This window comes from Serratia sp. OS31, assembly GCF_014164835.1.
Lineage (GTDB): Bacteria > Pseudomonadota > Gammaproteobacteria > Enterobacterales > Enterobacteriaceae > Serratia > Serratia liquefaciens_A.
In genome coordinates this window covers 1-23056 of record NZ_JACJFQ010000026.1, presented here as the reverse complement: position 1 = coordinate 23056, position 23056 = coordinate 1, and the positions used below count along the sequence as shown (strand labels likewise).

22 protein-coding genes are annotated in these 23056 nt (G+C 57.5%); 14 read left to right on the top strand and 8 right to left on the bottom strand.

The window, feature by feature from the left end; genetic code table 11:
* Positions 1-61: 61 nt before the first annotated feature.
* From H5P17_RS19340 to H5P17_RS19315, 6 genes are all read left to right on the top strand, one after another.
* The gene (locus tag H5P17_RS19340) at positions 62-1078 is read left to right on the top strand and encodes a Gfo/Idh/MocA family oxidoreductase (protein ID WP_182824664.1); all 1017 of its coding nucleotides are present in this window, start codon (positions 62-64) and stop codon (positions 1076-1078) included.
* The gene (locus H5P17_RS19335; RefSeq protein WP_182824737.1) at positions 1078-1857 is read left to right on the top strand and encodes a TIM barrel protein; all 780 of its coding nucleotides are present in this window, start codon (positions 1078-1080) and stop codon (positions 1855-1857) included. Before H5P17_RS19340 ends, H5P17_RS19335 begins: the two co-directional genes overlap by 1 nt.
* Positions 1858-1949: 92 nt before the next feature.
* Positions 1950-2873 (top strand): substrate-binding domain-containing protein, encoded by a 924-nt coding sequence (locus tag H5P17_RS19330; protein ID WP_182824662.1) that lies wholly within the window; start codon positions 1950-1952, stop codon positions 2871-2873.
* A gap of 99 nt (positions 2874-2972) precedes the next feature.
* Positions 2973-3845, top strand: coding sequence for an AraC family transcriptional regulator (locus H5P17_RS19325; RefSeq protein ID WP_044551051.1), 873 nt, complete (start codon positions 2973-2975; stop codon positions 3843-3845).
* A 101-nt stretch (positions 3846-3946) separates the two neighbouring features.
* The gene (locus H5P17_RS19320) at positions 3947-5644 is read left to right on the top strand and encodes an ABC transporter ATP-binding protein (protein ID WP_182824660.1); all 1698 of its coding nucleotides are present in this window, start codon (positions 3947-3949) and stop codon (positions 5642-5644) included.
* Positions 5634-7340 carry an ABC transporter ATP-binding protein gene (locus H5P17_RS19315; RefSeq protein ID WP_182824658.1) on the top strand — a complete coding sequence of 569 codons (1707 nt, stop codon included), beginning with the start codon at positions 5634-5636 and terminating at the stop codon, positions 7338-7340. Before H5P17_RS19320 ends, H5P17_RS19315 begins: the two co-directional genes overlap by 11 nt.
* Positions 7341-7388: 48 nt before the next feature.
* Here H5P17_RS19315 and H5P17_RS19310 read toward each other — a convergent pair whose 3' ends face one another.
* On the bottom strand, positions 7389-8615 hold the full coding sequence (locus tag H5P17_RS19310) for an MFS transporter (protein ID WP_182824656.1): 1227 nt from the start codon (positions 8613-8615) through the stop codon (positions 7389-7391).
* Between the two features lie 96 nt (positions 8616-8711).
* On the opposite strand from H5P17_RS19310, the gene H5P17_RS19305 reads away from it, so the two are divergent.
* From H5P17_RS19305 to H5P17_RS19285, 5 genes are all read left to right on the top strand, one after another.
* Positions 8712-9650, top strand: a complete 939-nt coding sequence (locus H5P17_RS19305) for a LysR family transcriptional regulator (RefSeq protein WP_182824654.1) — start codon at positions 8712-8714, stop codon at positions 9648-9650.
* A gap of 146 nt (positions 9651-9796) precedes the next feature.
* Positions 9797-10558, top strand: coding sequence for a dimethylarginine dimethylaminohydrolase family protein (locus H5P17_RS19300; RefSeq protein ID WP_182824652.1), 762 nt, complete (start codon positions 9797-9799; stop codon positions 10556-10558).
* Positions 10559-10585: 27 nt separating this feature from the next.
* Positions 10586-11359 (top strand): ABC transporter substrate-binding protein, encoded by a 774-nt coding sequence (locus H5P17_RS19295; protein WP_020826860.1) that lies wholly within the window; start codon positions 10586-10588, stop codon positions 11357-11359.
* A gap of 55 nt (positions 11360-11414) precedes the next feature.
* Positions 11415-12104, top strand: a complete 690-nt coding sequence (locus H5P17_RS19290) for an ABC transporter permease (protein ID WP_182824651.1) — start codon at positions 11415-11417, stop codon at positions 12102-12104.
* A complete protein-coding gene (locus tag H5P17_RS19285) occupies positions 12104-12826 on the top strand; it encodes an ABC transporter permease (RefSeq protein ID WP_044551065.1) in 723 nt (240 codons plus the stop codon). The genes H5P17_RS19290 and H5P17_RS19285 overlap by 1 nt, the downstream gene beginning before the upstream one ends.
* A 6-nt stretch (positions 12827-12832) precedes the next feature.
* Here the strand turns inward: H5P17_RS19285 and H5P17_RS19280 are convergent, their stop codons facing one another.
* Complete coding sequence (locus tag H5P17_RS19280; RefSeq protein ID WP_020826863.1) at positions 12833-13288, bottom strand: Lrp/AsnC family transcriptional regulator; 456 nt, start codon at positions 13286-13288, stop codon at positions 12833-12835.
* 14 nt (positions 13289-13302) lie between these two features.
* Here H5P17_RS19280 and H5P17_RS19275 point away from each other — a divergent pair, with 14 nt between their 5' ends.
* Entirely contained in the window at positions 13303-14409 is a 1107-nt protein-coding gene (locus H5P17_RS19275) for a succinylglutamate desuccinylase/aspartoacylase family protein (protein WP_182824650.1), read from the top strand.
* 11 nt (positions 14410-14420) lie between these two features.
* Here the strand turns inward: H5P17_RS19275 and H5P17_RS19270 are convergent, their stop codons facing one another.
* From H5P17_RS19270 to H5P17_RS19250, 5 genes are read right to left on the bottom strand one after another with little or no spacing between them, the layout of a single operon-like run.
* Entirely contained in the window at positions 14421-15341 is a 921-nt protein-coding gene (locus H5P17_RS19270) for a metallophosphoesterase (protein WP_182824649.1), read from the bottom strand.
* Between the two features lie 17 nt (positions 15342-15358).
* Complete coding sequence (locus H5P17_RS19265) at positions 15359-16150, bottom strand: carbohydrate ABC transporter permease (protein ID WP_044552927.1); 792 nt, start codon at positions 16148-16150, stop codon at positions 15359-15361.
* Between the two features lie 47 nt (positions 16151-16197).
* The gene (locus H5P17_RS19260; protein WP_182824648.1) at positions 16198-17109 is read right to left on the bottom strand and encodes a carbohydrate ABC transporter permease; all 912 of its coding nucleotides are present in this window, start codon (positions 17107-17109) and stop codon (positions 16198-16200) included.
* Between the two features lie 11 nt (positions 17110-17120).
* Positions 17121-18407 carry an ABC transporter substrate-binding protein gene (locus H5P17_RS19255; protein WP_182824646.1) on the bottom strand — a complete coding sequence of 429 codons (1287 nt, stop codon included), beginning with the start codon at positions 18405-18407 and terminating at the stop codon, positions 17121-17123.
* 32 nt (positions 18408-18439) lie between these two features.
* Entirely contained in the window at positions 18440-19546 is a 1107-nt protein-coding gene (locus tag H5P17_RS19250; protein WP_182824644.1) for an ABC transporter ATP-binding protein, read from the bottom strand.
* 308 nt (positions 19547-19854) lie between these two features.
* Here H5P17_RS19250 and H5P17_RS19245 point away from each other — a divergent pair, with 308 nt between their 5' ends.
* Both H5P17_RS19245 and adhP read left to right on the top strand, forming a co-directional pair.
* Complete coding sequence (locus H5P17_RS19245) at positions 19855-20055, top strand: hypothetical protein (protein WP_017892824.1); 201 nt, start codon at positions 19855-19857, stop codon at positions 20053-20055.
* A 143-nt stretch (positions 20056-20198) separates the two neighbouring features.
* Positions 20199-21212, top strand: a complete 1014-nt coding sequence (adhP, locus tag H5P17_RS19240) for an alcohol dehydrogenase AdhP (protein ID WP_182824642.1) — start codon at positions 20199-20201, stop codon at positions 21210-21212.
* Between the two features lie 207 nt (positions 21213-21419).
* On the opposite strand, the gene H5P17_RS19235 is transcribed toward adhP, so the two are convergent.
* Positions 21420-22940: an aldehyde dehydrogenase family protein gene (locus H5P17_RS19235; RefSeq protein ID WP_182824640.1), complete on the bottom strand. Its 1521-nt coding sequence runs from the start codon at positions 22938-22940 to the stop codon at positions 21420-21422.
* Between the last annotated feature and the right edge of the window lie 116 nt (positions 22941-23056).

The window sequence follows — 23056 nt, the reverse complement described above, 5'->3', positions numbered from 1 at the left end:
TTGCAATACCCAAGGTGAACTCCGTTGCCCAATAGGGCGTTACCTCACATAAGGAATCACTATGAGTCATTCATCCCAACCCCTGCGTGTTGGTCTGATCGGTGCCGGCAGAATGGGCACTTTCCATGCGGAGTCGTTGGCACGGCGCGTGCCGGGTGCGGTGCTGGCGGCGGTGGCCGATCCTCTGCCGGGTGCGGCGCAACGGCTGGCGGAACGCTTGGGCGTTGAAGCCTACAGCGATTTGCAGGCGATGCTGGACAACCCGGCTATTGATGCGGTGGTAATAGCATCTCCGGCCCGCACCCATGCGGAGTGGGTGATTGCAGCGGCACAGGCCGGCAAGCATGTGTTCTGCGAAAAGCCGATGGCCATCACGCTGGATGAGGCAGACAGCGCCATTGCCGCCGCCAAACGGGCGGGGGTGGTTTTGCAGGTCGGCTTTAATCGCCGTTTTGTCAGCGGATTTGCCGCCGCTATCTCCGCCGTAAAGGCGGGTGAGAATGGCACCACGCAGTTGTCCCGTTCGGTGACGCGCGACCCCTTGTTACGGGATCCGGCGCCTATCCCGGCGTGGACCATCTTTCTCGAAACCTTGATTCATGATTTCGATACCTTACTGCATTTCAACCCTGGCGCCAGGCCGGTAGAGGTCTATGCGTTGGCGGACGCCCTGGTGCGACCGGACTTCAAAGACCAAGGGCTGCTGGACACCGCCGTGGTCACCCTTCGTTTTGACAACGGGGCAATCGCCACCGCCGAAGCCAATTTCCAGGCGGTGTACGGTTACGACGTGCGCGGCGAGGTGTTTGGCAGCAAAGGCATGTTGCAGGCGGGCAATATCAACCTGAACAACTGCGTGCGTTATCACGCCGGAGGCATCGCCATAGAAACGTCGCGGCAGGATACCGATCTGTTGCGTGACGCCTACGTGGCGGAGTTGACCGAATTCGCCCAGAGCATCCTGCAAGGTTGCAGTCCGCGTGCTACCGGACAAGATGCGCGCAATGCGCTGGCAATAGCGTTGGCCTGTATCGAGTCGGTGCAGCAGGGCAAACCGGTCAAGCTGGAGGGGCAATGATGGCGAGTTATCAGCTTTCCGCGTGTGCCGAAATGGTATTTCTCGATCTACCCTTTGCCGAGCGCGTGGCGCGTATCGATACGCTAGGCTTTGGCGTTGAAATGTGGAACTGGGCCAATAAAGATCTTGATGCTTTGGCCGCAAGCGGGGCGCGCTTCACGTCAATGACCGGTTATCTCAGCGGTAACCTGACCGACGACGAGGAGATTGCCCAATTGTTGCACACCGCCGAGCAGTCATTGGCCGTCGCACAACGTTTGAATTGCCCGAGCCTGAATCTTCACGGCACCGGGCTGGATCCCCAGGGGTTACCGGTGAAACCGGTGGCGGTGGTAACCGGTGCGATGTGGCTCAAGGCGGCCGACACGCTAAGCCGGTTGGCGTACATGGCGGAGCGGGCCGGGAAAGTCTTCACGCTGGAAAACCTCAATTTGCCGCGCGACCACCCCGGCACGCCCTTCGCCAAAGCCTGCGATACCCTGGCTCTGGTGGAGGCGGTAAACCGCCCAGGCCTGAAGATGAATCTCGATCTTTACCATGCGCAAATTGGCGAAGGGGATCTTATCGAACTGATCCGTCGCTGTGGCCCGGCAATAGGGGAAATCCAGGTGGCGGACGTGCCGGGGCGGCAACAGCCTGGTACCGGTGAAATCAATTACCGCGCCATCGCACGCACGTTAGAAGACATCGGTTATCAGGGCGTGGTGGCGATGGAAGGGTGGGCATCCGGTGACAGCACCGACGCGCTGTTACAGTTCCGCGACCACTTTACCCGATAGCCTAAACACATCCGGGCAGGGCCGCTGCCCGGCAGGCAAAAATGATGCGTTGATTTTAATAATAAATAAACCTCAACCTACAGGATGTCATCATGAAAACCAAAAGCTGGCTACTGATACTGCTGAGCATCGTCATGACCTTCAGCGCCCAGGCGAAAACCTACAAGGTCGGCGTCGCGCTGGCCAATTTCGATCTTAACTTTGTCTCTATTTTGCGTTCACAGATGGTGAGCGAACTTAAGCAGTTGGGCATGGACGGCCAGTTTGTCGATGCCAAAGGGGACGTGGCGCTGCAGGTGCAGCAGGTGGACGATTTTATCAACCTCGGGGTGGACGCCATTATCCTCAATCCGGTTGATACCCAGGGGGTGAAACCGATGATGGACGCCGCCGAAAGGGCCAATATTCCGCTGATTTTCGTCAACCGCAAACCGGAGGTGAAACTGGGAAAGGACATGGCGTACGTGGGGTCGGACTCTGCGTCCGGTGGAGAAATGCAGATGGAAGCCTTGGCGAAAAAGATGAACTACCGCGGTAACGTGGCGATCCTGATGGGGGCGCTGGCCAACGAAGAGGCGCGCGAGCGCACCCGCGCTGTGGAAGCGGTGATCGCCAAATATAAAGAGATGAAGGTGCTGGAGAAACAGACCGCCAAATGGCAGCGCAATGAGGCGGTGGATGTGGTGTCCGGTTGGCTGCTGAACGGTCGCCCGATTGACGCGATTGCCGCCAACAACGATGAAATGGCGATTGGGGCCATCATGGCGTTGAATCAGGCCAAAAACAAAACCATTCTGGTGGCGGGTATCGACGGCACGCCGGACGGTCAGCAGTTCATTAAAAACGGCGGCATGACGTTGACCATTTTCCAGGATGCCAAAGGGCAGGCCATCGGGGCCGTGCAGGTGACCAGGGCGCTGTTGGAAAAACAGCAGGTCGAGCCCTATAACTGGGTGCCTTACAAAACCATCACACAGCAGAATTTGGCGGAGTTCCAGGCGGTTAATCAGAAGTAGGCAGGGGACGGCGGCCGGAAAGTTGAATGGGAATTATTTTCAATTTCCGGTCGTTGTGCCATAGTGAAAACCCTGCTCCTCGTACACATCATGACAACCATGCCGATACCCCTAGAGCAACACCCGCAACCGGGACCTGAACGTCTGAAATTCGCGCCGCACATCATGCTGCACAGCGGCACCTGGCTGGAACAGCAATCACAATGGGAAGAGGATCCGTTGATCGACGGCATCAAGCTGGCGTTGGTCCACAGCGGCCAAATGCAATGCCGGGTTGCAGGACAGGCCATGCGGCATATTGCCGAGCCTTCGCTTTGCGCATTTGGCAACCTGGGTGACAACGGGGTAATACACCGTTTCCAGCGCGATATCCCGTTGCGCTACACCATTTTGCAACTGGAGAGCGACGGACAGGATCAGCATGCCGAAATGTTTCCCGCCGCGCTGAAATATCGGGCGGGACAGCCGCCGAAAATGCTGATAGGCCCTGCGCCAAAACGACTGCTGGCATTGTCCGCACAGATAGCGACCTGCCCATTGCATGGTGCCACGCGCGATCTGTATCTGGCCGGTAAGGCGATGGAACTGATCGCCATGAGTCTGCACCACTTGTCGGATGCTCCCGTTCAGGACATCACCGAACTGCGGCTCTCGCATGCCGATATTGAACGTCTCCACGCCGCGCGCGATCTGCTGATTGCCGACCTGCCAAATCCCCCCGGGCTGGACAGTCTGGCGGCGCAGGCGGGCATTAATACCCGCAAATTGACCCAGGGTTTCCGCCAGGTTTTTGGTGCCAGCGTGTACGCCTGGCTACAGGAGTATCGTTTGCAGCAGGCGCACCGCATGCTCAGTGCCGAAGAGGCGAATGTTTCGACCATTGCCTACCGCGTGGGCTACAGTCCGGCGCATTTCTCCATCGCCTTTCGCAGACGCTTCGGCGTCTCCCCCAGCACTCTGGTGGCGCGCTGACCGGTGACCTAAACAAAAAGTCGCGCTGGCGAAAGCATCCTTACCTGAGCCTCCCCGCAATTCCGTTATCGTAAGGCACGGAATTTTGTGGAGTGATAACGATGGAAGGGGCATTACACCTCTTGTTGCGGCCTTATTATCGCCCGCTGGGGGCGGCTGTGTTTTTGCAGGCGCTGGCGGGTATCTGTTCACTGGTGCCCTGGATCCTGCTGGGGTATATCGCCGCCAGGGATCAAACCCTGGGCGACATGAGGGTGCTGTGGCCCATCGCCATCAGCGGTTTGCTTTGGCTGCTGGGCCAGACACTGGCTTTGTATCTGACACATCGGGTAGACGCCGGGCTTTGCCATCAACTGCGTTTGAAATTGGCAACCAAATTGCAGCGTCTGCCGCTGAACTGGTTTGTTCATCAGGGCGAGGACGGCGTAGCCCGTTACGTTGAACAGGACGTGCGGGCGCTGCATCAGCTGATCGCCCATGCGCCGACGGATCTGGTGAATTTGCTGGTCGTCCCGCTGGTGGCGTTGGGTTATTTGTTGACGCTGAACCTGTCGCTGGCGCTGTTTGTCCTGTTGCCCCTTGGTGCCGCCGTGGGGTTGTTTATGGCTATGCGTGCTTCTCGTTTTCGTAGCGCTGTCGAACAGCGCGACCGTACGATGGAGCATATGCTGGAAAGCTATGGCTCGCTGGCCAGTCACCCGGTAGCGGTACGGCAGTATCCACAGGCCGGGGTACAGGCTCAGGCTCAGGCGGCAAGCGAACTGTTTGCTGCCGCATTCAGCCATTGGGTGCAACGCATCGGCGGTTTCAGCGCCGGTACGCAACTGCTGCTGGGGGCACCGCTACTGGCTGTCTGGGCGATCGCCGGCGCGCTGGGGTCAGGTCACAGTCAGTTGCCTGCCGCACAATTGTGCGTGTTTTTGTTGATGGTCAAAGCCATTGCCGCACCGTTGCAGGCGATGGGACACGGCGGCGATGCCCTGCGCAGCGCCAGGCTGGCCGCGGCGCGGCTGAATGCATTGTTGGCGATGCCAGAGATGACGGAAGGCACGCAGCAACCTGATCTGGCCGCACCGGCCAATATCGACGTGCGTGAACTCGACTTTTCTTACGCCGGTCAGCCCGTCCTGCGGAACATCAGCTTTATGCTCCCCGCCGGCAGCGTCACCGCGATTGTTGGACCATCAGGGGCGGGGAAAAGCAGCTTATTGCTGCTGTTGGCGCGCTTTATGGATCCGGATCGCGGGCAGATCCTCGTCGGTGGCCAACCTTTGGACAGCTTATCCGACGCCGGGCGGTTCCGGCTGATCACGCCGGTATTGCAGCAAGGCTGTGCGCTGTCGCAGCCGCTGGATCAAAACATCGCGCTCTACCGCCCGGATGCCGAACCGGCCGCCATTCACGCCGCGGCCAGGGCCGCCTGTTTGCACGAGGAAATCATGGCGCGCCCGTTGGGTTACCAGAGCATACCCGGTAAAGACATTCAGCTATCTGGCGGGGAACTGCAACGCCTGTCCATTGCCCGCGCCTTGTTGTCTCCGGCGCCCATTCTGCTGCTGGATGAACCTACCTCGGCGCTCGATCCGCAAACCGCCGTTGCCTTGCTGGGGCGGTTACGCCAGCGCGCTGGGACCACCGTGATCGTCAGCCACCGACTGGCTGATGTCATCGATGCCGATTGCATTCTGGTGCTGGAGCGCGGGCAACTGGTCGCCCGCGGTAACCATCGGCAGCTGCTTGCCGCCGGCGGGCTTTACCGCCGCCTGTGGGACAGTCAGGGAGACACCTATGGCTATTAAGTTGGCACGCCTGAGATTTCTTACGCCGCAGGATCGCGCGAGGTTGACGAAAACGCTGCTGTGGATGACGGCGTGCGCGGTGCTGGACGGTATCGCCGGCCTGATGCTGTTGCCGCTGATTGTCGCCTGGTTTAGTGGCAACGCTGAACAGGTCTGGTCGGCGTTATGGCCGCTGTTGGCGACTACGGCGCTTTATGGCGTAGTGATGTTCGTGGCTACGCTAAAAGGGTATCTGGCGGGCAGCACCCTGGTACGGGTGCTGATCGGGGCACTGGTTCACCATATTCCCCGCATTCCCGCCAACTTGCTTGATCGGGTGCAACTGCCCGGCCTGGTGCGGGGGCCGGTGCTGACCGCCATGGCGATCCCGGCGCATTTACTGGCGCCGCTGATTGCCGCGGTGGTGACCCCGGCAACGGTGATTGTCGGTTTGGCGTTTATCGATCTGCCGTTGGCCGGGTGTCTGTCGGGCGCAGCGGTGCTGTTGGGGTTGGGGCTGCGCTGGGGAGGGCGGCGCACCCTGGTGCTGGAAGAGCAGCACCATCAGTCGGAACGCAAAAGTGCCGCCCAGTTGGCGGAGTTTGGACAGCAGCAGGCCTTGTTGCGTACTGCGGGGTTGAATCAGCAGAGCGGGCAACGACTGGTGCAGGCGCTGGTCGCTCAATACCGTAACGTCATGCAGCTTCAGCGGCGCTCACTGCCTGTCGCATTGGCTTTTGCCGGTGCGGTTCAGGGAGTGTTTCTGTTGGTGCTGCTACTGGGAGCCTGGCGTGTGGGCAGTGGCGAACTGACGGCACCGCTGTGGATCGCCGAAATGGTGCTGTTGGTGCGTTTTATCGAACCTCTGTCGACCATGACGCATCTCGACCAGTCGCTGCGCAATGCCTGGCAGGCGCTAACGCAGGTGCTGCGAGTCCTGGAAACGCCGGCGCTGCAGTTTACGCAACCGGGTGAAACCCCTGTGGACAGCCATGTGCTGGTGCGAAAGGTTGGCTATCGCCTGCCTGACGGTACAAGCCTGCTCAGCGAGATCGACCTGGATATTCCGCCGGGCCGATTGCTGGCGATCGTTGGCCCCTCCGGCGCGGGTAAAAGTACCTTGTTGGGGCTGCTGGCGCGCAATGCCGACGCCACCGAGGGCCAGATCCTCATTGGCGGGGCAGACATCCGCCAGTTGGGCGAGCAGACGCTGGCAAACTGGCGCAACCTGCTGATGCAAGATACGCCCCTGTTTCAGGGCAGTATCCGCTGGAACCTGCAATTGGCCAATCCGGCGTTAAAAGAACATGAAATGCAGGAGGCGCTGTCCGCAGTGGGCCTGCTACAGGAGATCGCCCGCTTGCCGCAAGGGCTGGATAGTCAGGTTGGCGTGGGGGGCGCGGCACTGTCCGGGGGGCAAAGGCTGCGTCTCTGCCTGGCGCGTAGCCTGTGCGCCAGAACGCCAATCTTGCTGTTGGATGAGCCGACTGCCAGCCTGGATTCGCTCAGCGTCAGCCGTGTCATGGCATTGTTGGCCCGTCAACGCGGGCGGACCAGCTGCATTTACGTCACGCATAATCCCCGGTTGGCGGCGCAGGCAGACTGCATCGCCATTGTGGCGGCGGGGCGGTTACGTCGCAGCGGCAGCCATGCGCAGTTACTGGCGCAAGACCGCTGGTACCGTGAGTTTTGTGCTGAAAACAGCGTAGAAGCTTAAAAGGCCCTGGTCGCAGTTGCTGCGGCCAGAGCCTGTCGAAAGTCGTTATCAGGCCGTCACGCGTGGGGCGGTTTTGGCGAACAACCTCATTGCCAGCCCGCCGGCTGCCGTCAGCGTGGCCAACGTTACTACGCCAGGCCAGCCGGCAGTTTCCAGGATCTTGCTGCCCAGAGCGGCACCGCTTGCCATGCCGATAAACACCAGCGTAAACATGATGGCGTTAAGGCGGCTACGGGCGGCCGGATTGATGGCGTAAATAATGGTTTGATGGGCGACCAGCGTAGCCTGGATGCCGAGATCAAAACCTACCGCGCTCAGGGCAATCAACGCCAGTTGAGCGGGGAGCGGCAGCAATGGCAGCAGAAACATCAGCGCAAAAGAAACCACCACCATGGCAGCGCCGATCTTAGTGACATAGTCCGGCCCGTGACGATCGGTCAGCATGCCTGCCATAGGTGCTGCCAGAGCGCCTGCCGCACCGGCCAAACCAAAAGCCCCGGCGACGGCGCTACCCAACTGATACCGTTCCGCCAGCATCACTGCCAGCGTAGACCAGAAAGCGCTGAACGCGATCGACAGCAAGCCTTGCGCCAGCGCAGCACGCCGCAGCTCCGGGTAATCTGCCCACAATTGGCCCAATGAACGCAACAACGCCGGGTAGCTGAGTGAAGTATTGGGTTTTAAACGGGGCAATACGGCCCCGATGGCAAAGCTGATGGCCAACACCGCCACGGCCGCCAGCAGATAAACGCTGCGCCAGCCAAAATATTCCGCCACCACGCCACTGAACACGCGCGAAAGCAAAATACCCGCCAGCAGCCCGGTCATCACGGTTCCCACTGTTTTGCCCCGATTAGCATCGGTTGCCAGCGTTGCGGCCGCCGGGATAATGTCCTGCGCCACCGTAGCGGCCAAGCCGATCGCCAGACTGCTGAGCAGCAGCAGCGGGAATGAGGATGAAAAACCGCAAAACAGCAGGGTAAGGGCCAGCAGCATGCCTTTTATGCGGATGATCTGACGACGAGCGTGACGATCGCCCAGCGGAGCCAACAACAGGATCCCAAGTGCGTAGCCTGCCTGGGTCAGCGTAGGTACCCAGCCGGCGTCACTGACTCCGGCATGGAACGCATCTCCCATAATCCCCAGCATCGGCTGGCTATAGTAAATGGACGCCACGCTAAGACCGGCACCGGTTGCCAGCAGAAAGACAACTTTGGCAGAAAGCGCATGGGCCGGTGTGGCGCCGGTATGATTGGCTGGTGAAATCAGGGTCATGGTGTTTATCCGGTAGAGGTAAAGTGCGCTTATTTTTGCCAGTATTTGCCGCAAACTGTAGCCCCCGAACGGGTAGAACTGTTATACGTAATACGTATGAATAAAAACTCACTTCCCAATGGCGATCGCATAGCCATGATGCAAACCTTGGTACGCATCGTAGACAGCGGCAGTCTTTCTGCCGCTGCGGCGCAAATGCAGACCTCACAGCCCACCGTTAGCCGGCGCCTGCAGGTGCTGGAACAACTGCTGGGCGTTAAATTAATCCAGCGCACCACCCACAGTATGAAGCTGACGGATGACGGAGAACGTTGTTATCAGCATGCGCGCAAGCTGATAGAGCAGTGGCAAATCATGGAGGATGAGCTGCGCGGCGTACGCGATGAGCCGGTCGGCGTATTACGGGTGCGTGCACCGCATGCCTTCGGTCAGGATCAGCTGATTGGGCCGCTGGGTGACTATTTGCAACGTTATCGCCAGACCAGCGTGGAGTGGACGCTTAACGACCACTCGCCGGATTTTATCCCCGAAGGCGTGGACTGCGCGATCCACGTGGGTGCCGTGACCGATCCTTCGGTGGTGGCGGTATTGCTGGCGGAAGTGCCGCGTATTGTGGTGGCAGCACCGAGCTTATTAGCAGGTCATGATCCTCTGAAGCAGATCGGTGATTTAGCGCAGTTGCCCTGGCTGGCGTTGAATAGCTTTTACCGTAACGAAGTCACCCTGACTCACAGGGATAGCGGTGAAGCCTATCGTTTTGACATTGCTCCCAGATTAAGCACCGACAGTCTTTATGCGGTGCGTAAAGCCGCGTTGAACGGCGTAGGGGTGGCGATGTTGTCCTCCTGGGTGGTCAAACAGGATTTGGAGCAGGGCGCTCTGATTCCTTTAATGCCAACCTGGCGTGCCGCGCCCTTGCCGATTTATCTGCTTTATCCGTACGCCAGCTATTATCCCGCCCGGCTGCGTAAATTCCTCGAGCTGATGAAAGAGGTGATGCCGCGTATCACCGGCGCAAATGCGCCAACGACCTAAAAGCGCGTACAGCGGAATTTGTCGTTAGCGGAGCGATATACAGCGCAAATCTGGAGTGTCGGCGCGTGGATTCAACCTGATTGGCGGCGGTATCTGTTTGATAATCGAAGCAACAGTGTCCGTCCCTTTCAATCGAGAGAATCGCCATGCACTTTACTCAAGCCATTGCCAGACTCCCTGCCGACAGCTGCGGCAGCGGACAAACTACCGCCCAATTGGGCGCGCCGGATATCGCGGCCACCGGCCGTCAGTTTTTGGCCTATGTGGACACCTTGCTCCGCCTGGGGCTAAAAGTGACAGTGTTACCGGCAGCTCCCGCATTCCCGGATGCACACTTTGTTGAAGACACGGCGGTGGTGATGCCTGAATTGGCGGTGATCACCCATCCGGGCGCGCCTAGCCGTCAGGGCGAGGTAGCGACCATTGCGCCATTGTTTGAAGGCGTACGGCCAGTGGCGCGCATGAGCCAGCGCGGTCATCTGGACGGAGGGGATGTGCTGCTGGTCGATCGCCAGTTTTTCGTCGGTCTGACGGCCCGTACCGATGAAGCCGGCATTGGCGAATTCGCTGCGGCGGTGGAGCCCTACGGCTATCGGGTGACGGCGATTGAAGTCAGCGCCGGTCTGCACCTGAAGTCCATCGTTAATTACGTTGGCCGCAATACCTTATTGCTGACCGAAGACTACCAACAGCATCCTGCTTTTAGCGGATTCAGTTCGATAGTGATCCCGGAAGAAGAGTCCTACGCCGGCAATACGCTGTGGATCAACGATACGCTGATTACGCCGCGCGGTTATCCGCACACGCTCGCGCAAATTGAGAAACTGGCTATGCCGATTGTCCAGCTTGATACCAGTGAATTTAAAAAAATGGACGGCGGCCTGACCTGCCTGTCACTTCGTTTCTAATCTTTTCTTTTACCGGGGATCTCAGCCATGAAAAAAACATTAGCGGTTTTACTGACCAGCCTGGCGTTGGGCGGCCCTGCGGCGGCTCAGGCCTTCGACACCATCAGCTTTGGCGTTGACGGTGGCTACCCGCCGTTTGACGTGCTCGCGCCCAACGGCGAGATCACCGGTTTTGATATCGATATCGCCAATGCGCTCTGTACTCAACTGCATGCCAAATGCGTGTTCGTCAAACAACCCTTCGAAAGCATGATTGCCGCGCTCAATGCCCATAAGTTCGATGCCATTATCGCTTCGCTGACCATCACCGATGAGCGCAAAAAGGAAGTGGATTTCACCGATCGCTATTACCGCAGTTCCGCCCAGTTGGTGGCGCGTAAAGGCAGCGCTTTACTGCCTGACGTTGCCAGCCTGAAAGGCAAAACCGTCGGGGTGCAGACCGGCTCGATACACGAAGCCTACGCGAAACAACATTGGGGTGGAAAAGGGGTGAAAATTGTTTCTTACGCCAACCAGGATAATGTCTATCTGGATTTGATGTCCGGCCGCATTAATGCGTCGTTGCAGGACAATACCCAGGCCGCCAGCAGCTTTATCGATACCCCGCGCGGGCAGAAATTTGCCTTTGCCGGTCCGGTGATTGAGGACAGCAGCATTTCCTCCGACGTCGGCATCGCGGTGGGCAAAGACAACCCGGCGCTGCGTGACGCGCTTAACGGTGCGATCAAGGCCATTCGCGCCGACGGCACTTACGAAGCCATCCAGAAAAAATATTTCAGCTTCGATATTTACGGTAACTAAACCGGCTCGTTAATGCCGGCTGGCCCGGCAATCTGTCAAGTATGGGAGGCCGGGTATGGTCACAGAGTATTTGCCGTTGCTGGCGCAGGGGGCGGCGATGTCGCTGTGCGTCATGCTGGTATCACTGGCGGTGGCGCTGGTGCTTGGACTGGTCAATGCGCTGATCAAACTCTTTGGTCCGCGCTGGCTGCGCTGGGTTTCAACCGGCTACACCACGCTGGTGCGCGGTATCCCCGAACTGGTGATTATGCTGCTGTTGTTCTTTGGCGGTGAGATGCTGGTCAACGGAGCCCTCGGTCTGCTGGGGCTGGGGCCGCTGCGGTTTAACACCTTTATCTCCGGGGTGTTGGCGATTGGCTTCGTGTTTGGCGCTTACTATACCGAAACCTTCCGTGGCGCGTTTCTTACCGTGGAGCGTGGCCAGCTGGAGGCTGCGATGGCCTATGGTATGAGCCCAGGCCAGGTATTTCGCCGTGTTCTGTTACCCCAAATGCTGAGCTTTGCCATCCCTGGCATCAACAACAACTGGCTTGGGTTGATGAAGGCCTCGGCGCTGGTGTCGATCCTCGGGCTGGAGGACATGGTGTGGCTGGCAGAGCAGGCCGGGCGCGCCACGCAAAAGCCATTCCTGTTTTATTTCCTGGTGGCGCTGATTTATATGGCGATCACGGCGATTTCCAGTTGGGGCTTTAGCCGGCTGTCGCGGCGATACGCCTTGGCTTCCTCAAATGCAGGAGCCCGCTGATGAACCTGCAAAATATGCTGGAAGCCGCACCGAGTTTTCTGTGGAGTGACGGCTCCGACGTCACTGGGTTAGCGATGACCGCCAAACTGTTTTTGTTGTCGGTCGTCCCCGGCTTATTGCTGGCGATGTTAATGGCGATAGGTCAGGTTTACGGCCCACGCCCGCTGTCTTATCTGATCCGCAGCGTGACCTACTTTTTCCGCAGTACGCCGCTGTACCTGCAATTGATGCTGATTTATTACGGCCTGTCGCAGTTTGACGTGGTGCAGCTGGGTTGGCAGGACGATCAGCCTTTCTGGCTGCTGTTTCGCGACGCGACCTTCTGCGCCACGCTGGCGTTGGTGCTCAATACCAGTGCCTACGTCGCGCAGCTGCTGGCTGGCATGATGGAAACCTTTCCGCGCCAGGAGTGGATTGCCGGTGAAGCCTATGGCATGAGCCAGCGGCAGATCATCCAGCGGTTGGTGCTGCCGGCCACGCTACGGCGCGGCATTCCTGCACTCAACAACGAGATGGTGTTCTTGCTGCATGCCACTTCGCTGGCCAGCACGGTCACGCTGCTGGATATCACCGGCGTGGCGCGGGCACTTTATGCCGCCACCTATTCGCCATTTATTCCCTTTTTGATGGCGGCGGCGCTGTACCTGCTGTGCACCTTCCTGCTGATATTTCTGTTTTCGCGGGCGGAGCGGCGTTGGTTGGGGTTTGTCCGTCGAGATTAAGGGCGTTCAGGAGCGCTTAATGGATTGCAGTTCGGTCAGGGTGACGATTTTATCCACCCGGAATTTCTTGCTGGTCAGCCAGCTGTCGGCCAGCAACCGGTAGTTTTCCATGCTGCGGCAGCCAATGCGCACCAGAAAATCGAAGTTGCCGCTGACCAGCCAGCAATCCAGCACCTCCGGGGTATTACGCATCTCCTGCTCAAACGCCGGTTGGGAATGACCGTGGTCGGCCAGCGCGATCTGCGCCTGGATCACGAACGCATGCTCCGGCTCCGGCAGCTCGATGATGGCACTGTAGCCGCGGATGATGCCGTCGCGCTCCAGCCCACGAACCCGTTCCAGACAGGGGCGCGCGGTCAGGTTGACCTGCTCGGACAGCTTTTGATAGGAAATGCGGCCATCCCGGCACAGTATTTCAAGGATTTTTTTGTCGATGCGATCAAGCCGGGCTTTCTTTTCCACAGATAGGGCGTCCAATGAAAAGTAAACATCATAAGTTACCTGAACATGCCCTGGGGGGGCAGCGCCAATTCACCAGTTTTCATTTCGGCCAGCCGGGTAAAGGCGAAAAAATTTACCTGCAGGCCGGTCTGCATGCCGATGAACTGCCCGGCATGCTGGTGCTGCATTATCTTAAAAGATTACTCAGCCAGGCGGAACGGCGTGGTGAGCTGCAAAGCGAAATAATCCTGGTGCCGCTGGCCAACCCCCCGGGGCTGGCGCAGGTGCTGCTCAACGGTGGCGTGGGGCGCTTCGATCTGGTCAGCGGCCGCAACTTCAATCGCGATTTTCCCGATCTGGCGCGTCTGTTGCAAAACCACGATTTTAGCGCCTCGCAACCTCTTCAGCCGCAAGTCCGGGCCGCGATGCGTACCGTTTTGCAAGCCATGACCGAGGGCAGTGAAGTCACGGCACTGCGTCGCCAATTGCTGCTGTTGGCCTGTGATGCCGATGTGGTGCTGGATCTGCACTGTGACGATCGCGCCATCCTGCATATGTACGCCGATCCGGCTTGGGAACATCATGCCGAAGTTCTGGCGCGTTTTATGGACATTGAGGCGGTACTGTTTTCGCAAGACAGCGGTGGCGGTTCATTTGATGAAGCCTGCGGTTTGCCCTGGCTTCGACTGGCGCAACAGCATCCTGCCCTAAGCCAGCTCCAACCGGGCTGCATGGCGGTTACGCTGGAATTACGCGGACAACGGGATATCAGCCATGAATTGGCCAGCGGTGACGCAGAACGCCTGTACCGTTATTTACAGCACCGAGGCGCCGTTGCCGGACCCGCTCCGGCGATACCGCAACGCGAAGTGGCGATGCTGCCGTTTGCCGCCGGGGAGATTGTCCACGCGCCAGCCAGCGGCATTTTGCTGCTGTTGCGCCAGCCAGGAGAGTGGGTGGAGGCGGATGAAGCGGTGGCAGAAATCATCGACCCGATCACCGATACGGTAAAAGCGGTGCGAGCCAGCGCGGGCGGGCTGATTTATGCCTGCCGACAAGCGCCTTTTGTCACCCTGGGGGCCGAGGTGATGAAGATTGCCGGCAAGACCCTCTACCCGGGTGGCGGAGGCCTGGCGTTCTGAGGGCGGTGCTGCTATCGCACTAACGTACGACTGATTTCTGGCCCGAAACCGGTAATCGAAAGGCTGTCGCCATCCAGTTCTACCATGGCGAACGGCAGCAGTTCATCGCCATCTACCATGCCCTTCAGGGTAATAAAGTCGGTATTCTCTATCCGCACATAATCGCCCAAATGGTAATGACCGGCAAAATAGGCGCGTACCTGATAACGGCACAACAGAGTGACCAGGGCGTCGCAGTTCCACAGGTTATGCTCATTGTCTGGTGCCAGCGGGTAATGACCGAATACCAACACCTTTTCTCCCTGTTTCTGTGCGTCCGCCAGGCTGCACTCCAGCCAGCGGAGTTGCTCATCGCCGACGGCGCCGTTCCAGCTTTGCGCCTGCGGTTGATGCTCGGCGCGGATCCTGGCCAGCAGGTGCTGGGCCTGGGCATACTCGTCGCCGTTAGCCTGATTGCAATACAGGCTGAGGTCATTACCGTCGATCACGATAAAACGGCAGCCCTTCAGGCTGAACTGGTAGTAGTGCTTCGGCAACGCCAGCGCAGGAGACTGCGCCGCCAAATGGCAGGAAATGACATCCGCATCATGGTTACCCATAACCACGGCATGCGGGTGACGTAATTGCTGATACACCGGCAACAAATCGGCGTAGCTGTCCCAGTCCCGATCAACCAAATCACCCAGCGTGGCGACAAAGGCCAGCGGTAAGTCATTAAGCTGGGTGATGGCCTGGCTCAACTTGCGCAGGCTGTTACGGTAGTAACGGTTGTATTCGAAGTTGGGGTCGGCGTTGGCATACTGGGGATCCGCTATCAGCCCAAAGCGCAGCTTCTCTGGTTGCCCGGATTGTTCAGTAAATTGCGGCGCCCGATAAAGCGTACTGACGGCCCCCAGGGCCAGGGTTTGTGCAGCTGTGAGGTGTGAAGTCATGGGTTACCTGCTCAGCGCTAGCGAATGCCGGCGCGCATAAAGGATTGAACAAACTGACGTTGAAACACCAGAAACAAGATCAGCAAAGGCACGGACGTCATCAGCGTCGCCGCACCGATCAGCGCCCATTGCACGCCTTGCTCCGGCGCAGAGAACAGCTGCAGCCCAACGGTCAGCGGTCGTACATTGACCGAGTCGGTAATAACCAGCGGCCAGAGAAAGTCATTCCAGTGGAAGCTTATCGACACCAGCGCAAAAGCGACATACACCGGTTTCGCCAGCGGAATATAGATACGGCGCAGAATGTAAAACCGACTGGCGCCTTCGACAATCGCCGCTTCTTCCAGCACCAGTGGGATGCTTTTGAAGGTTTGTCGCAACAGGAAAATAGCGAACGCCGAAGCAAAGTAAGGCAGGGCGATCCCCAATAGCGTATCGCGCAAGCCCAGCGAGCCAATGGTTTGATAATTGTTCAGAATGAGGACATCCGGGCTGATCATCAACTGCAATAAGACCAGGGCAAACAGAATGCCGGCCCCTTTAAGCCTGAAACGCACCAGCGCATAGGCTGCCATGGTGGCCAGGATCAGTTGGCAAACCACGATCAGCAGCACCAGCAAAATCGTATTAAGAAAATAGCGGCCAAAGGGCGCTGCATGCCAGGCATTGATAAAGTTCTGCGTGGTCAATGGGGCAAAGAGTGAAAAGCCTCCCTGTTCGCCTACCGGGTGAATGGCGACCCAGCCGGCCACCAGGATCGGCAAGATCCACAGCAGGGCAACGGCCCAGGTGAGCAAACCCCAACCCATACGGCGTAGTGAAACTTTTTTCGGCGTTGACGCGGCGATGGAAAGGCTCATTGATAGTGGGCTCGCTTATCCAGCAGATTGAACTTAATTAACGCGATACCGGCTAAAATGACCAGCAGTACCACGGTCATTGCCGAAGCATAGGGCAGGTCCCAATAGCTGAACGCCGTCCTGTAGATGTAAAACAGCAGCAGGCTGGTGCTGTTGTCGGGGCCGCCGTTGGTCATGGCGATCACCTGATCGACAATGCGGAAGGCGTTCATTGACGCGTTGATCAGAATAAACAGCGTGGTGGGCATCAGCAGCGGCCATTGGATGCGGCGGAAAAAATAGCCGCGTGATGCCCCTTCGATTTCGGCAGCTTCGGCAAGTTTGGGATCAATTTGCTGCAGTGCCGCCAGGTAAAAAATCATGAAGAAACCGGCCTCGCGCCACACCGATACCGCCATCAGGCAATAAAGCGCAGACTGCGGGTCACCCAGCCAGTTAACCGCAGGCAGCGAAAACAGCGCCAATAGCTGATTCAACAACCCCACCTGCGGGGTATAGAAAAACAACCACAGATTGGCGATCGCCACCATCGGCAGCAACGAAGGAATAAAAAAGGCGGCACGAACGAACGCGGTACCGCGCAGGCGTCGGTTGACCGCCAGGGCCATCAGCAGTGCCAAGCCCACCGCCAGCGGAATGGTGATGGCCGCATACAGCAGGTTATTGCGCAGCGACAGAATAAAGGTCTCGTCATCCAGCAATGCGCGGTAATTATCCAGCCCGACGAACTGGGCCGGGCGGTTGTTGTGCGCCGCGCTGAATACGCTTTCCCATACCGTGGCCAACGCCGGATAATGGGTAAAGGTAATCAGAAAAATCAAAGCCGGCAGCACCAGCAAATAGCCATAAAGCTGCAAGGTAAAACGATGCCGGCGGGCGGTGTACAAGGCAGAATGCGATGGGGTCATGCCTGCCTCGATTATTGGTAGCGTTGCAATAAACGGTCAGCCTGTTTCTGCGCGTTTTCCAGCGCCTGCGACGGCGTTTTACTCTGCGTCACGGCGGCTTCCACGGCGCGGTTCAGCAATTCCTGAATTTGCACACTGTTATAGGTGGACAGCTCCGGCTGCGAATATTTTAACTGCTCGCGAGCTACGGTCGCCTGTGGCACCTTGGCGGCATACTCTTTCATGGTCGCGGTTTCCCAAGCTGCCGGTGAAGTTGCAACATACCCGGTGGCGATGCTCCAGCGGGCCGCTTGCTCCGGTGCGGATAACCATTGCATAAAGGCCACTGCAGCTTTTTGCTGCGCCGGGGTGGTGCCGTTAAACAGATACAGGTTACCGCCGCCGGTCGGGCTGCCGCGCTGGGTTTTCTCCGGCAGCATGGCGACGCCAAACGGGAACTTGGCATTTTCGCGCACCGTGGTCAGGTTGCCGGTGGTGGTGACCATCATGGCGGTTTTACCGTCGATAAAGTCCTGCGGCGTGGTGCTCCAGGTAATGGCGCCTTTGGGCGAAACGCCATATTTTTGCGCCAGATCGGTCAGCCAGGTTAAGGCTTCGACGTTGGCCGGGGTGTTGAAGGTCACCGCCGTTCCCTTGCCGTTATCCAAATGGCTGCCGTTGGTGGCGGCAATGCCCTGGAAGGTCCAGTAGCCGATCGGGGTGGACGGGATCTCAATGCCCCACTGTTTAACTTCGTTGCCGCTGCGCACCACCAGTTTCTGGCCAAAATCAACCACCTGCTGCCAGTTGGCCGGTGGCGTCTCGCCATCCAACCCGGCTTGCTGAAACGCCTGTTTATTCCAGTACAGCACCACGGTAGAACGCTGGAATGGGATCCCCCACACCTTATTCTGGATTTTACGAATAAACGCCGGGTAGAAACCGTCGATCCAGGCCTTGCCGGCTTGATCGTCAGCCAGATCGCTGACCGGCAAGATAGCCCCGGCGTCGATCAGAGAATAAGCTTCGATATCCCCGATGACGGCGATTTGCGGTGCATTTCCGCCGCGAAAGGCGGTTAATGCTTTGGTCACCGTGGTGGCATAGTCACCGGTATAGACCGGCTGAATGCTGATGTCCGGGTGCAGCTTTTCAAAGTCTGCGACCAGCCCTTCAACGGTGTGGCTGATTTTGCCGCCGACGGCGATCGGATAGTACATTTGCAGCTTAACGGCATCCGCCGCCAGGGCAGAAACGGAAACGCCGGCCAACAGCAGGGCGGCAGCGCTTAGTTTAAATAAACGGAGCGAGACAGACATGGTATTCCCCTGAAATAAAGTGATGTTTTTGATTATTGAATTGCGTATTGCTGTGTCACGGTTTGAAAGGCGTGTTCCCTGTGGTGGCAACGCTCACCATTGCTGGAGGAAAACAGGTACTGTGCGCGCTCATCCCATTGCAGGCCGACCAGGCTGCCTTCGGAAAAACGTTGCATTCCGGGCGTTTTCACCGTGATCGGTTCTTGCAGCGCAGGCAGATGGCAAACGACGAGCGTATCGGCACCCATATATTCATAGCTGATGATTTGGCCGGTGAGATTGCCGCTGCCGGGCGCGCACAGACCGATCTCTTCGGCGCGAATGCCCAGGCTCAATACCGTCTCCTGGCGGTCTGACAGCACCGGAAGAGGGGCGTTGCCAATGTGATGACCATCGCCCTTGAGCGTTAAAGGCAAAATATTCATCGGCGGTGCGCCAATGAACTGTGCGGCAAAAATGCTGGCGGGATTGTTATAAAGGTTGTCTGGCGTGTCGTGCTGTTCAATTCGGCCATCGTTGAGCAGTATTATCTTGTCCGCCATGCTCATGGCCTCGGTTTGATCATGGGTGACATACAGCATGGTCAACCCCAGCTTGCGTTGCAGCGCGCGAATTTCACGGCGCATGCTCTGACGCAGTTTGGCGTCCAGATTGGATAACGGTTCATCCATCAGGCACAGTTTGTTTTGGGCTATCACCGCGCGCCCTAATGCCACGCGCTGCTGTTGTCCACCGGAAAGCTGGGACGGCAGGCGATCCAGCAAGGGTTCGAGCTCCATCAGCTTACTGATGTCCGCCAGGCGCGAGGCAAAGTGCTGTTTATCCTCTCCACGGGCCCGCAGGCCAAACAGCAAATTCTCGCGCACGCTGAGGTGGGGAAATAGCGCGTAAGACTGGAAAACCATCGAGAGTTTGCGCTGCGAAGGCGGCAGGGCGGTCACATCACGTTGCTGGATGGCAATCGCACCGCTGTCGGCGGACTCAAGGCCGGCCAGGGTGCGCAGCAGGGTAGATTTTCCACAGCCGGAGGGCCCCAGTAGCGCGACAAAATCGCCTTCCTGCACTTCAAAACTGATGTTATCCAGTGCGGTTTTATCGCCCCAGGTTTTCGTGATGTTGCTCAGTGATAAATAGCTCATAGCGCTTCTTGAATTGGCATGTTGTGCCCACCCTAGCTGCTGTGTATTTATCTGGTATGAATAATTGATGACAGTTAAGTGTCGACGGATCGTCCTCCGGAGGGGAAAGATGGCTTGCGGACCGTGGTCCATGTTAAATTTGTGCCAGGTAACTCTGTATCCCTGATCACAAAGAGAATTTAACATGAAGAGCGGTCATTTTTATCCCATCACGAAGGATGTTGCCCCCAAGCCCAGCAACGTGGTTATGCGACTGCGGGCTATTGAATATCAGCGATAACCGTTCCGCCCCGAAGAAGCCAGACGCTATGCGTACAGCCAAACCGCGCCGCCCGCACGGGCGATGGGTTTACTACATCCTGCATGAAGATATTCTGTGGCCCTGCCCGGTAAAGTGGGAATGGGAAAGCAGTTACCATGCCTGGTTGCCTTTTTACTATTCGCCAACGTTGGAATTCGTTGCCGGTAACCCCGCCAAGGCCACAAAAATCACTAAAACCAAGCGTTAATCATTATTTCCGTTTCAGAACCGCAATCGCTCTGGCTGATATTAAATATTTGTTTTTAAAGAAAACCCCGCATTTCTTGCCCTCAGGGTTATGAGTAACTACATTAACAACTGTACTTCAACTCACCTGAGGAGAGATATCCTATGAAAGCAGCCGTAGTGACTAAAAACCACAGTGTCGATATTCAGGATAAACAGCTTCGCCCACTGAAATACGGTGAGGCGGCGCTGAAAATGGAGTGTTGCGGCGTTTGCCATACCGATCTTCACGTCAAAAATGGCGATTTTGGCGAAGTGCCCGGTATCACCCTGGGGCATGAAGGGATTGGGGTCGTCACCGCCGTAGGTGAAGGTGTCACCTCGTTGAAAGTCGGGGATCGTACCAGCGTCGCCTGGTTCTATCAGGGATGTGGCCACTGTGAATATTGCGTCAATGGTAACGAAACGCTGTGCCGCTCGGTGAAAAATGCCGGTTACAGCGTTGACGGCGGCATGGCGGAAGAGTGCATCGTAGTAGCGGATTATGCGGTCAAGGTGCCGGATGGCCTGGACTCCTTTGCAGCCAGCAGCATTACCTGTGCCGGCGTCACTACCTATAAGGCGGTGAAAATTTCCGACATTAAACCGGGACAGTGGATCGCGATTTATGGCCTGGGCGGTTTGGGGAATCTGGCATTGCAGTATGCCAAGAACGTGTTCAACGCCAAAGTGATCGCCATTGACGTCAATCAGGGCCAGTTGGATTTCGCCAAAGAAATTGGCGCCGATCTGGTTATCAACTCGAAAACTGAAAACGCCGAAGAAATCATTCAGCAAAAAGTCGGTGGCGCGCATGCTGCCGTGGTCACTGCGGTGGCGCGTTCAGCCTTTAATTCCGCGGTCAATGCGGTTCGCGCGGGGGGCAAAGTGGTCGCCGTGGGACTACCGCCAGAGAGTATGGACCTGAGCATTCCGCGGCTGGTGCTGGACGGTATTCAGGTGGTGGGATCGCTGGTGGGGACCCGTGAAGACCTTAAAGAAGCTTTCCAGTTTGCCGCCGAAGGCAAAGTGACGCCGAAAGTAACCAAGCGTCCGTTGGGCGACATCAACGAGATCTTCGAAGAGATGAAGTCGGGCACTATTCGTGGCCGCATGGTTATCGATCTTTCCGCATCATAATCCCGCGCAAATAACTAAGGCCACTGAGGTGGCCTTAGTGGTTGTGACAAGTGCTCTGTTGTTTAATGGTAGGGGCGCTGCATGCTGCGCCCAAAGCATAATCAATGAGTTAAATCGGGTCGAACATGTTCGACCCCTACCGGATTAACCTTTTCACGATTTGTCAGCACTCAGAAAGGCCATCCAGGTTTCAGTAACGCGAAAGAATCAAAACAGCCCGAGCGGTTTACTGTCGTAACTGACCAACAGGTTTTTGACCTGCTGGTAATGCGACAGCGCTACCTTGTGGGTCTCGCGGCCGACGCCGGAGTTTTTGTAACCGCCGAAGGCAGCATGCGCCGGATAGAGGTGATAACAGTTGGTCCACACGCGGCCGGCCTTGATGGCGCGCCCCATGCGATAGGCGCGATTAACGTCGCGGGTCCACAAACCGGCACCCAGCCCGAACTCACTGTCGTTGGCCAATGCCAGGGCTTCGGCTTCGTCTTTAAAAGTGGTCACGCCGATCACCGGTCCGAAGATCTCTTCACGGAAGAAACGCATGCTGTTATTGCCGGTAATCAAGGTGGGTTGCAGATAAAAACCGCTCTGCAAGGTTTGCTCATGGCTGGCGCGCTCGCCGCCGGCAATGATTTTCCCGCCTTCGTTTTTAGCGATCTCGATGTAAGACAGGATCTTGTCGAACTGCTGCTGAGACGCCTGGGCACCGATCATGGTGTCGGTGTCAAAGGGGTCACCCTGGCGAATGGTAGTGATGCGCGCCAGCACTTTTTCCATAAATTGCGGGTAAATCGACTCCTGAATCAGGGCGCGCGAAGGGCAGGTACAGACTTCACCCTGGTTGAAGAAGCCAAGAATGAGCCCCTCAACCGCCTTGTCGATGAATTCTGGTTCCGCCTGCATGATGTCTTCAAAGAAGATGTTCGGCGATTTGCCGCCCAGCTCCACGGTGCTGGGAATAATATTTTCCGCCGCGCAGGCCAGAATATGGCGGCCTACCGGGGTTGAGCCGGTAAAGGCAATTTTGTCGATACGCTTGCTGGTTGCCAATGCCTCACCGGCTTCTTTACCGAAACCGTGAACCACATTGAGCACGCCCGGCGGCAGCAAGTCACCTATCATTTCCAGCAGCACGCAGATGCTGAGCGGGGTTTGCTCCGCCGGTTTAAGCACCACGCAGTTGCCGGCGGCCAGCGCCGGGGCCAGTTTCCAGGCGGCCATCAGCAGCGGGAAGTTCCAGGGAATAATCTGCCCAACCACGCCAAGCGGTTCGTAAATATGGTAGGCCACGGTGTTTTGATCGATCTCTGCGGCGGTGCCTTCCTGCGCACGCAAACAGCCGGCGAAATAGCGGAAGTGGTCGATCGCCAGCGGAATGTCCGCGTTCAGCGTTTCACGGATCGGTTTACCGTTGTCCCAGCTTTCGGTCAGTGCCAGCAATTCGAGCTTTGACTCCATACGATCGGCGATCGCCAGCAGCACATTAGACCTTTCCTGAACGCTGACTTTCCCCCAGGTTTCGGCTGCAGCATGCGCCGCATCCAGCGCTTGTTCGATATCTTTCGCGTCGGAACGCGGGAATTCGGCGACAGTCTGACCTGTCATCGGGGAGGTGTCGGTGAAGTAGTTGCCTGAAACGGGTTCGACAAATTTGCCGCCAATGTAGTTGCCGTAGCGCTGTTTGAAAGAGACCAACGAGCCTGGCAAACCGGGATGAACGTATTTCATGTAACACCTCTCATGGGAACGGAGACTGTAAGGGTGGTGCCTGATTGCCGGCACTCTACAGACACCTAAGCATTGCCCATGCCACATTGATGAAAAGCTGCGTCACACAAATAAAT

Bases quoted from the DNA above. Each gene is read 5' to 3' on its own strand.
- H5P17_RS19340 (WP_182824664.1), top strand. From the start codon at position 62: ATGAGTCATTCATCCCAACCCCTGCGTGTTGGTCTGATCGGTGCCGGC.
- H5P17_RS19335 (WP_182824737.1), top strand. From the start codon at position 1,078: ATGGCGAGTTATCAGCTTTCCGCGTGTGCCGAAATGGTATTTCTCGAT.
- H5P17_RS19330 (WP_182824662.1), top strand. From the start codon at position 1,950: ATGAAAACCAAAAGCTGGCTACTGATACTGCTGAGCATCGTCATGACC.
- H5P17_RS19325 (WP_044551051.1), top strand. From the start codon at position 2,973: ATGCCGATACCCCTAGAGCAACACCCGCAACCGGGACCTGAACGTCTG.
- H5P17_RS19320 (WP_182824660.1), top strand. From the start codon at position 3,947: ATGGAAGGGGCATTACACCTCTTGTTGCGGCCTTATTATCGCCCGCTG.
- H5P17_RS19315 (WP_182824658.1), top strand. From the start codon at position 5,634: ATGGCTATTAAGTTGGCACGCCTGAGATTTCTTACGCCGCAGGATCGC.
- H5P17_RS19310 (WP_182824656.1), bottom strand. From the start codon at position 8,615: ATGACCCTGATTTCACCAGCCAATCATACCGGCGCCACACCGGCCCAT.
- H5P17_RS19305 (WP_182824654.1), top strand. From the start codon at position 8,712: ATGAATAAAAACTCACTTCCCAATGGCGATCGCATAGCCATGATGCAA.
- H5P17_RS19300 (WP_182824652.1), top strand. From the start codon at position 9,797: ATGCACTTTACTCAAGCCATTGCCAGACTCCCTGCCGACAGCTGCGGC.
- H5P17_RS19295 (WP_020826860.1), top strand. From the start codon at position 10,586: ATGAAAAAAACATTAGCGGTTTTACTGACCAGCCTGGCGTTGGGCGGC.
- H5P17_RS19290 (WP_182824651.1), top strand. From the start codon at position 11,415: ATGGTCACAGAGTATTTGCCGTTGCTGGCGCAGGGGGCGGCGATGTCG.
- H5P17_RS19285 (WP_044551065.1), top strand. From the start codon at position 12,104: ATGAACCTGCAAAATATGCTGGAAGCCGCACCGAGTTTTCTGTGGAGT.
- H5P17_RS19275 (WP_182824650.1), top strand. From the start codon at position 13,303: ATGAAAAGTAAACATCATAAGTTACCTGAACATGCCCTGGGGGGGCAG.
- H5P17_RS19270 (WP_182824649.1), bottom strand. From the start codon at position 15,341: ATGACTTCACACCTCACAGCTGCACAAACCCTGGCCCTGGGGGCCGTC.
- H5P17_RS19265 (WP_044552927.1), bottom strand. From the start codon at position 16,150: ATGGGTTGGGGTTTGCTCACCTGGGCCGTTGCCCTGCTGTGGATCTTG.
- H5P17_RS19260 (WP_182824648.1), bottom strand. From the start codon at position 17,109: ATGACCCCATCGCATTCTGCCTTGTACACCGCCCGCCGGCATCGTTTT.
- H5P17_RS19255 (WP_182824646.1), bottom strand. From the start codon at position 18,407: ATGTCTGTCTCGCTCCGTTTATTTAAACTAAGCGCTGCCGCCCTGCTG.
- H5P17_RS19250 (WP_182824644.1), bottom strand. From the start codon at position 19,546: ATGAGCTATTTATCACTGAGCAACATCACGAAAACCTGGGGCGATAAA.
- H5P17_RS19245 (WP_017892824.1), top strand. From the start codon at position 19,855: ATGCGTACAGCCAAACCGCGCCGCCCGCACGGGCGATGGGTTTACTAC.
- adhP (WP_182824642.1), top strand. From the start codon at position 20,199: ATGAAAGCAGCCGTAGTGACTAAAAACCACAGTGTCGATATTCAGGAT.
- H5P17_RS19235 (WP_182824640.1), bottom strand. From the start codon at position 22,940: ATGAAATACGTTCATCCCGGTTTGCCAGGCTCGTTGGTCTCTTTCAAA.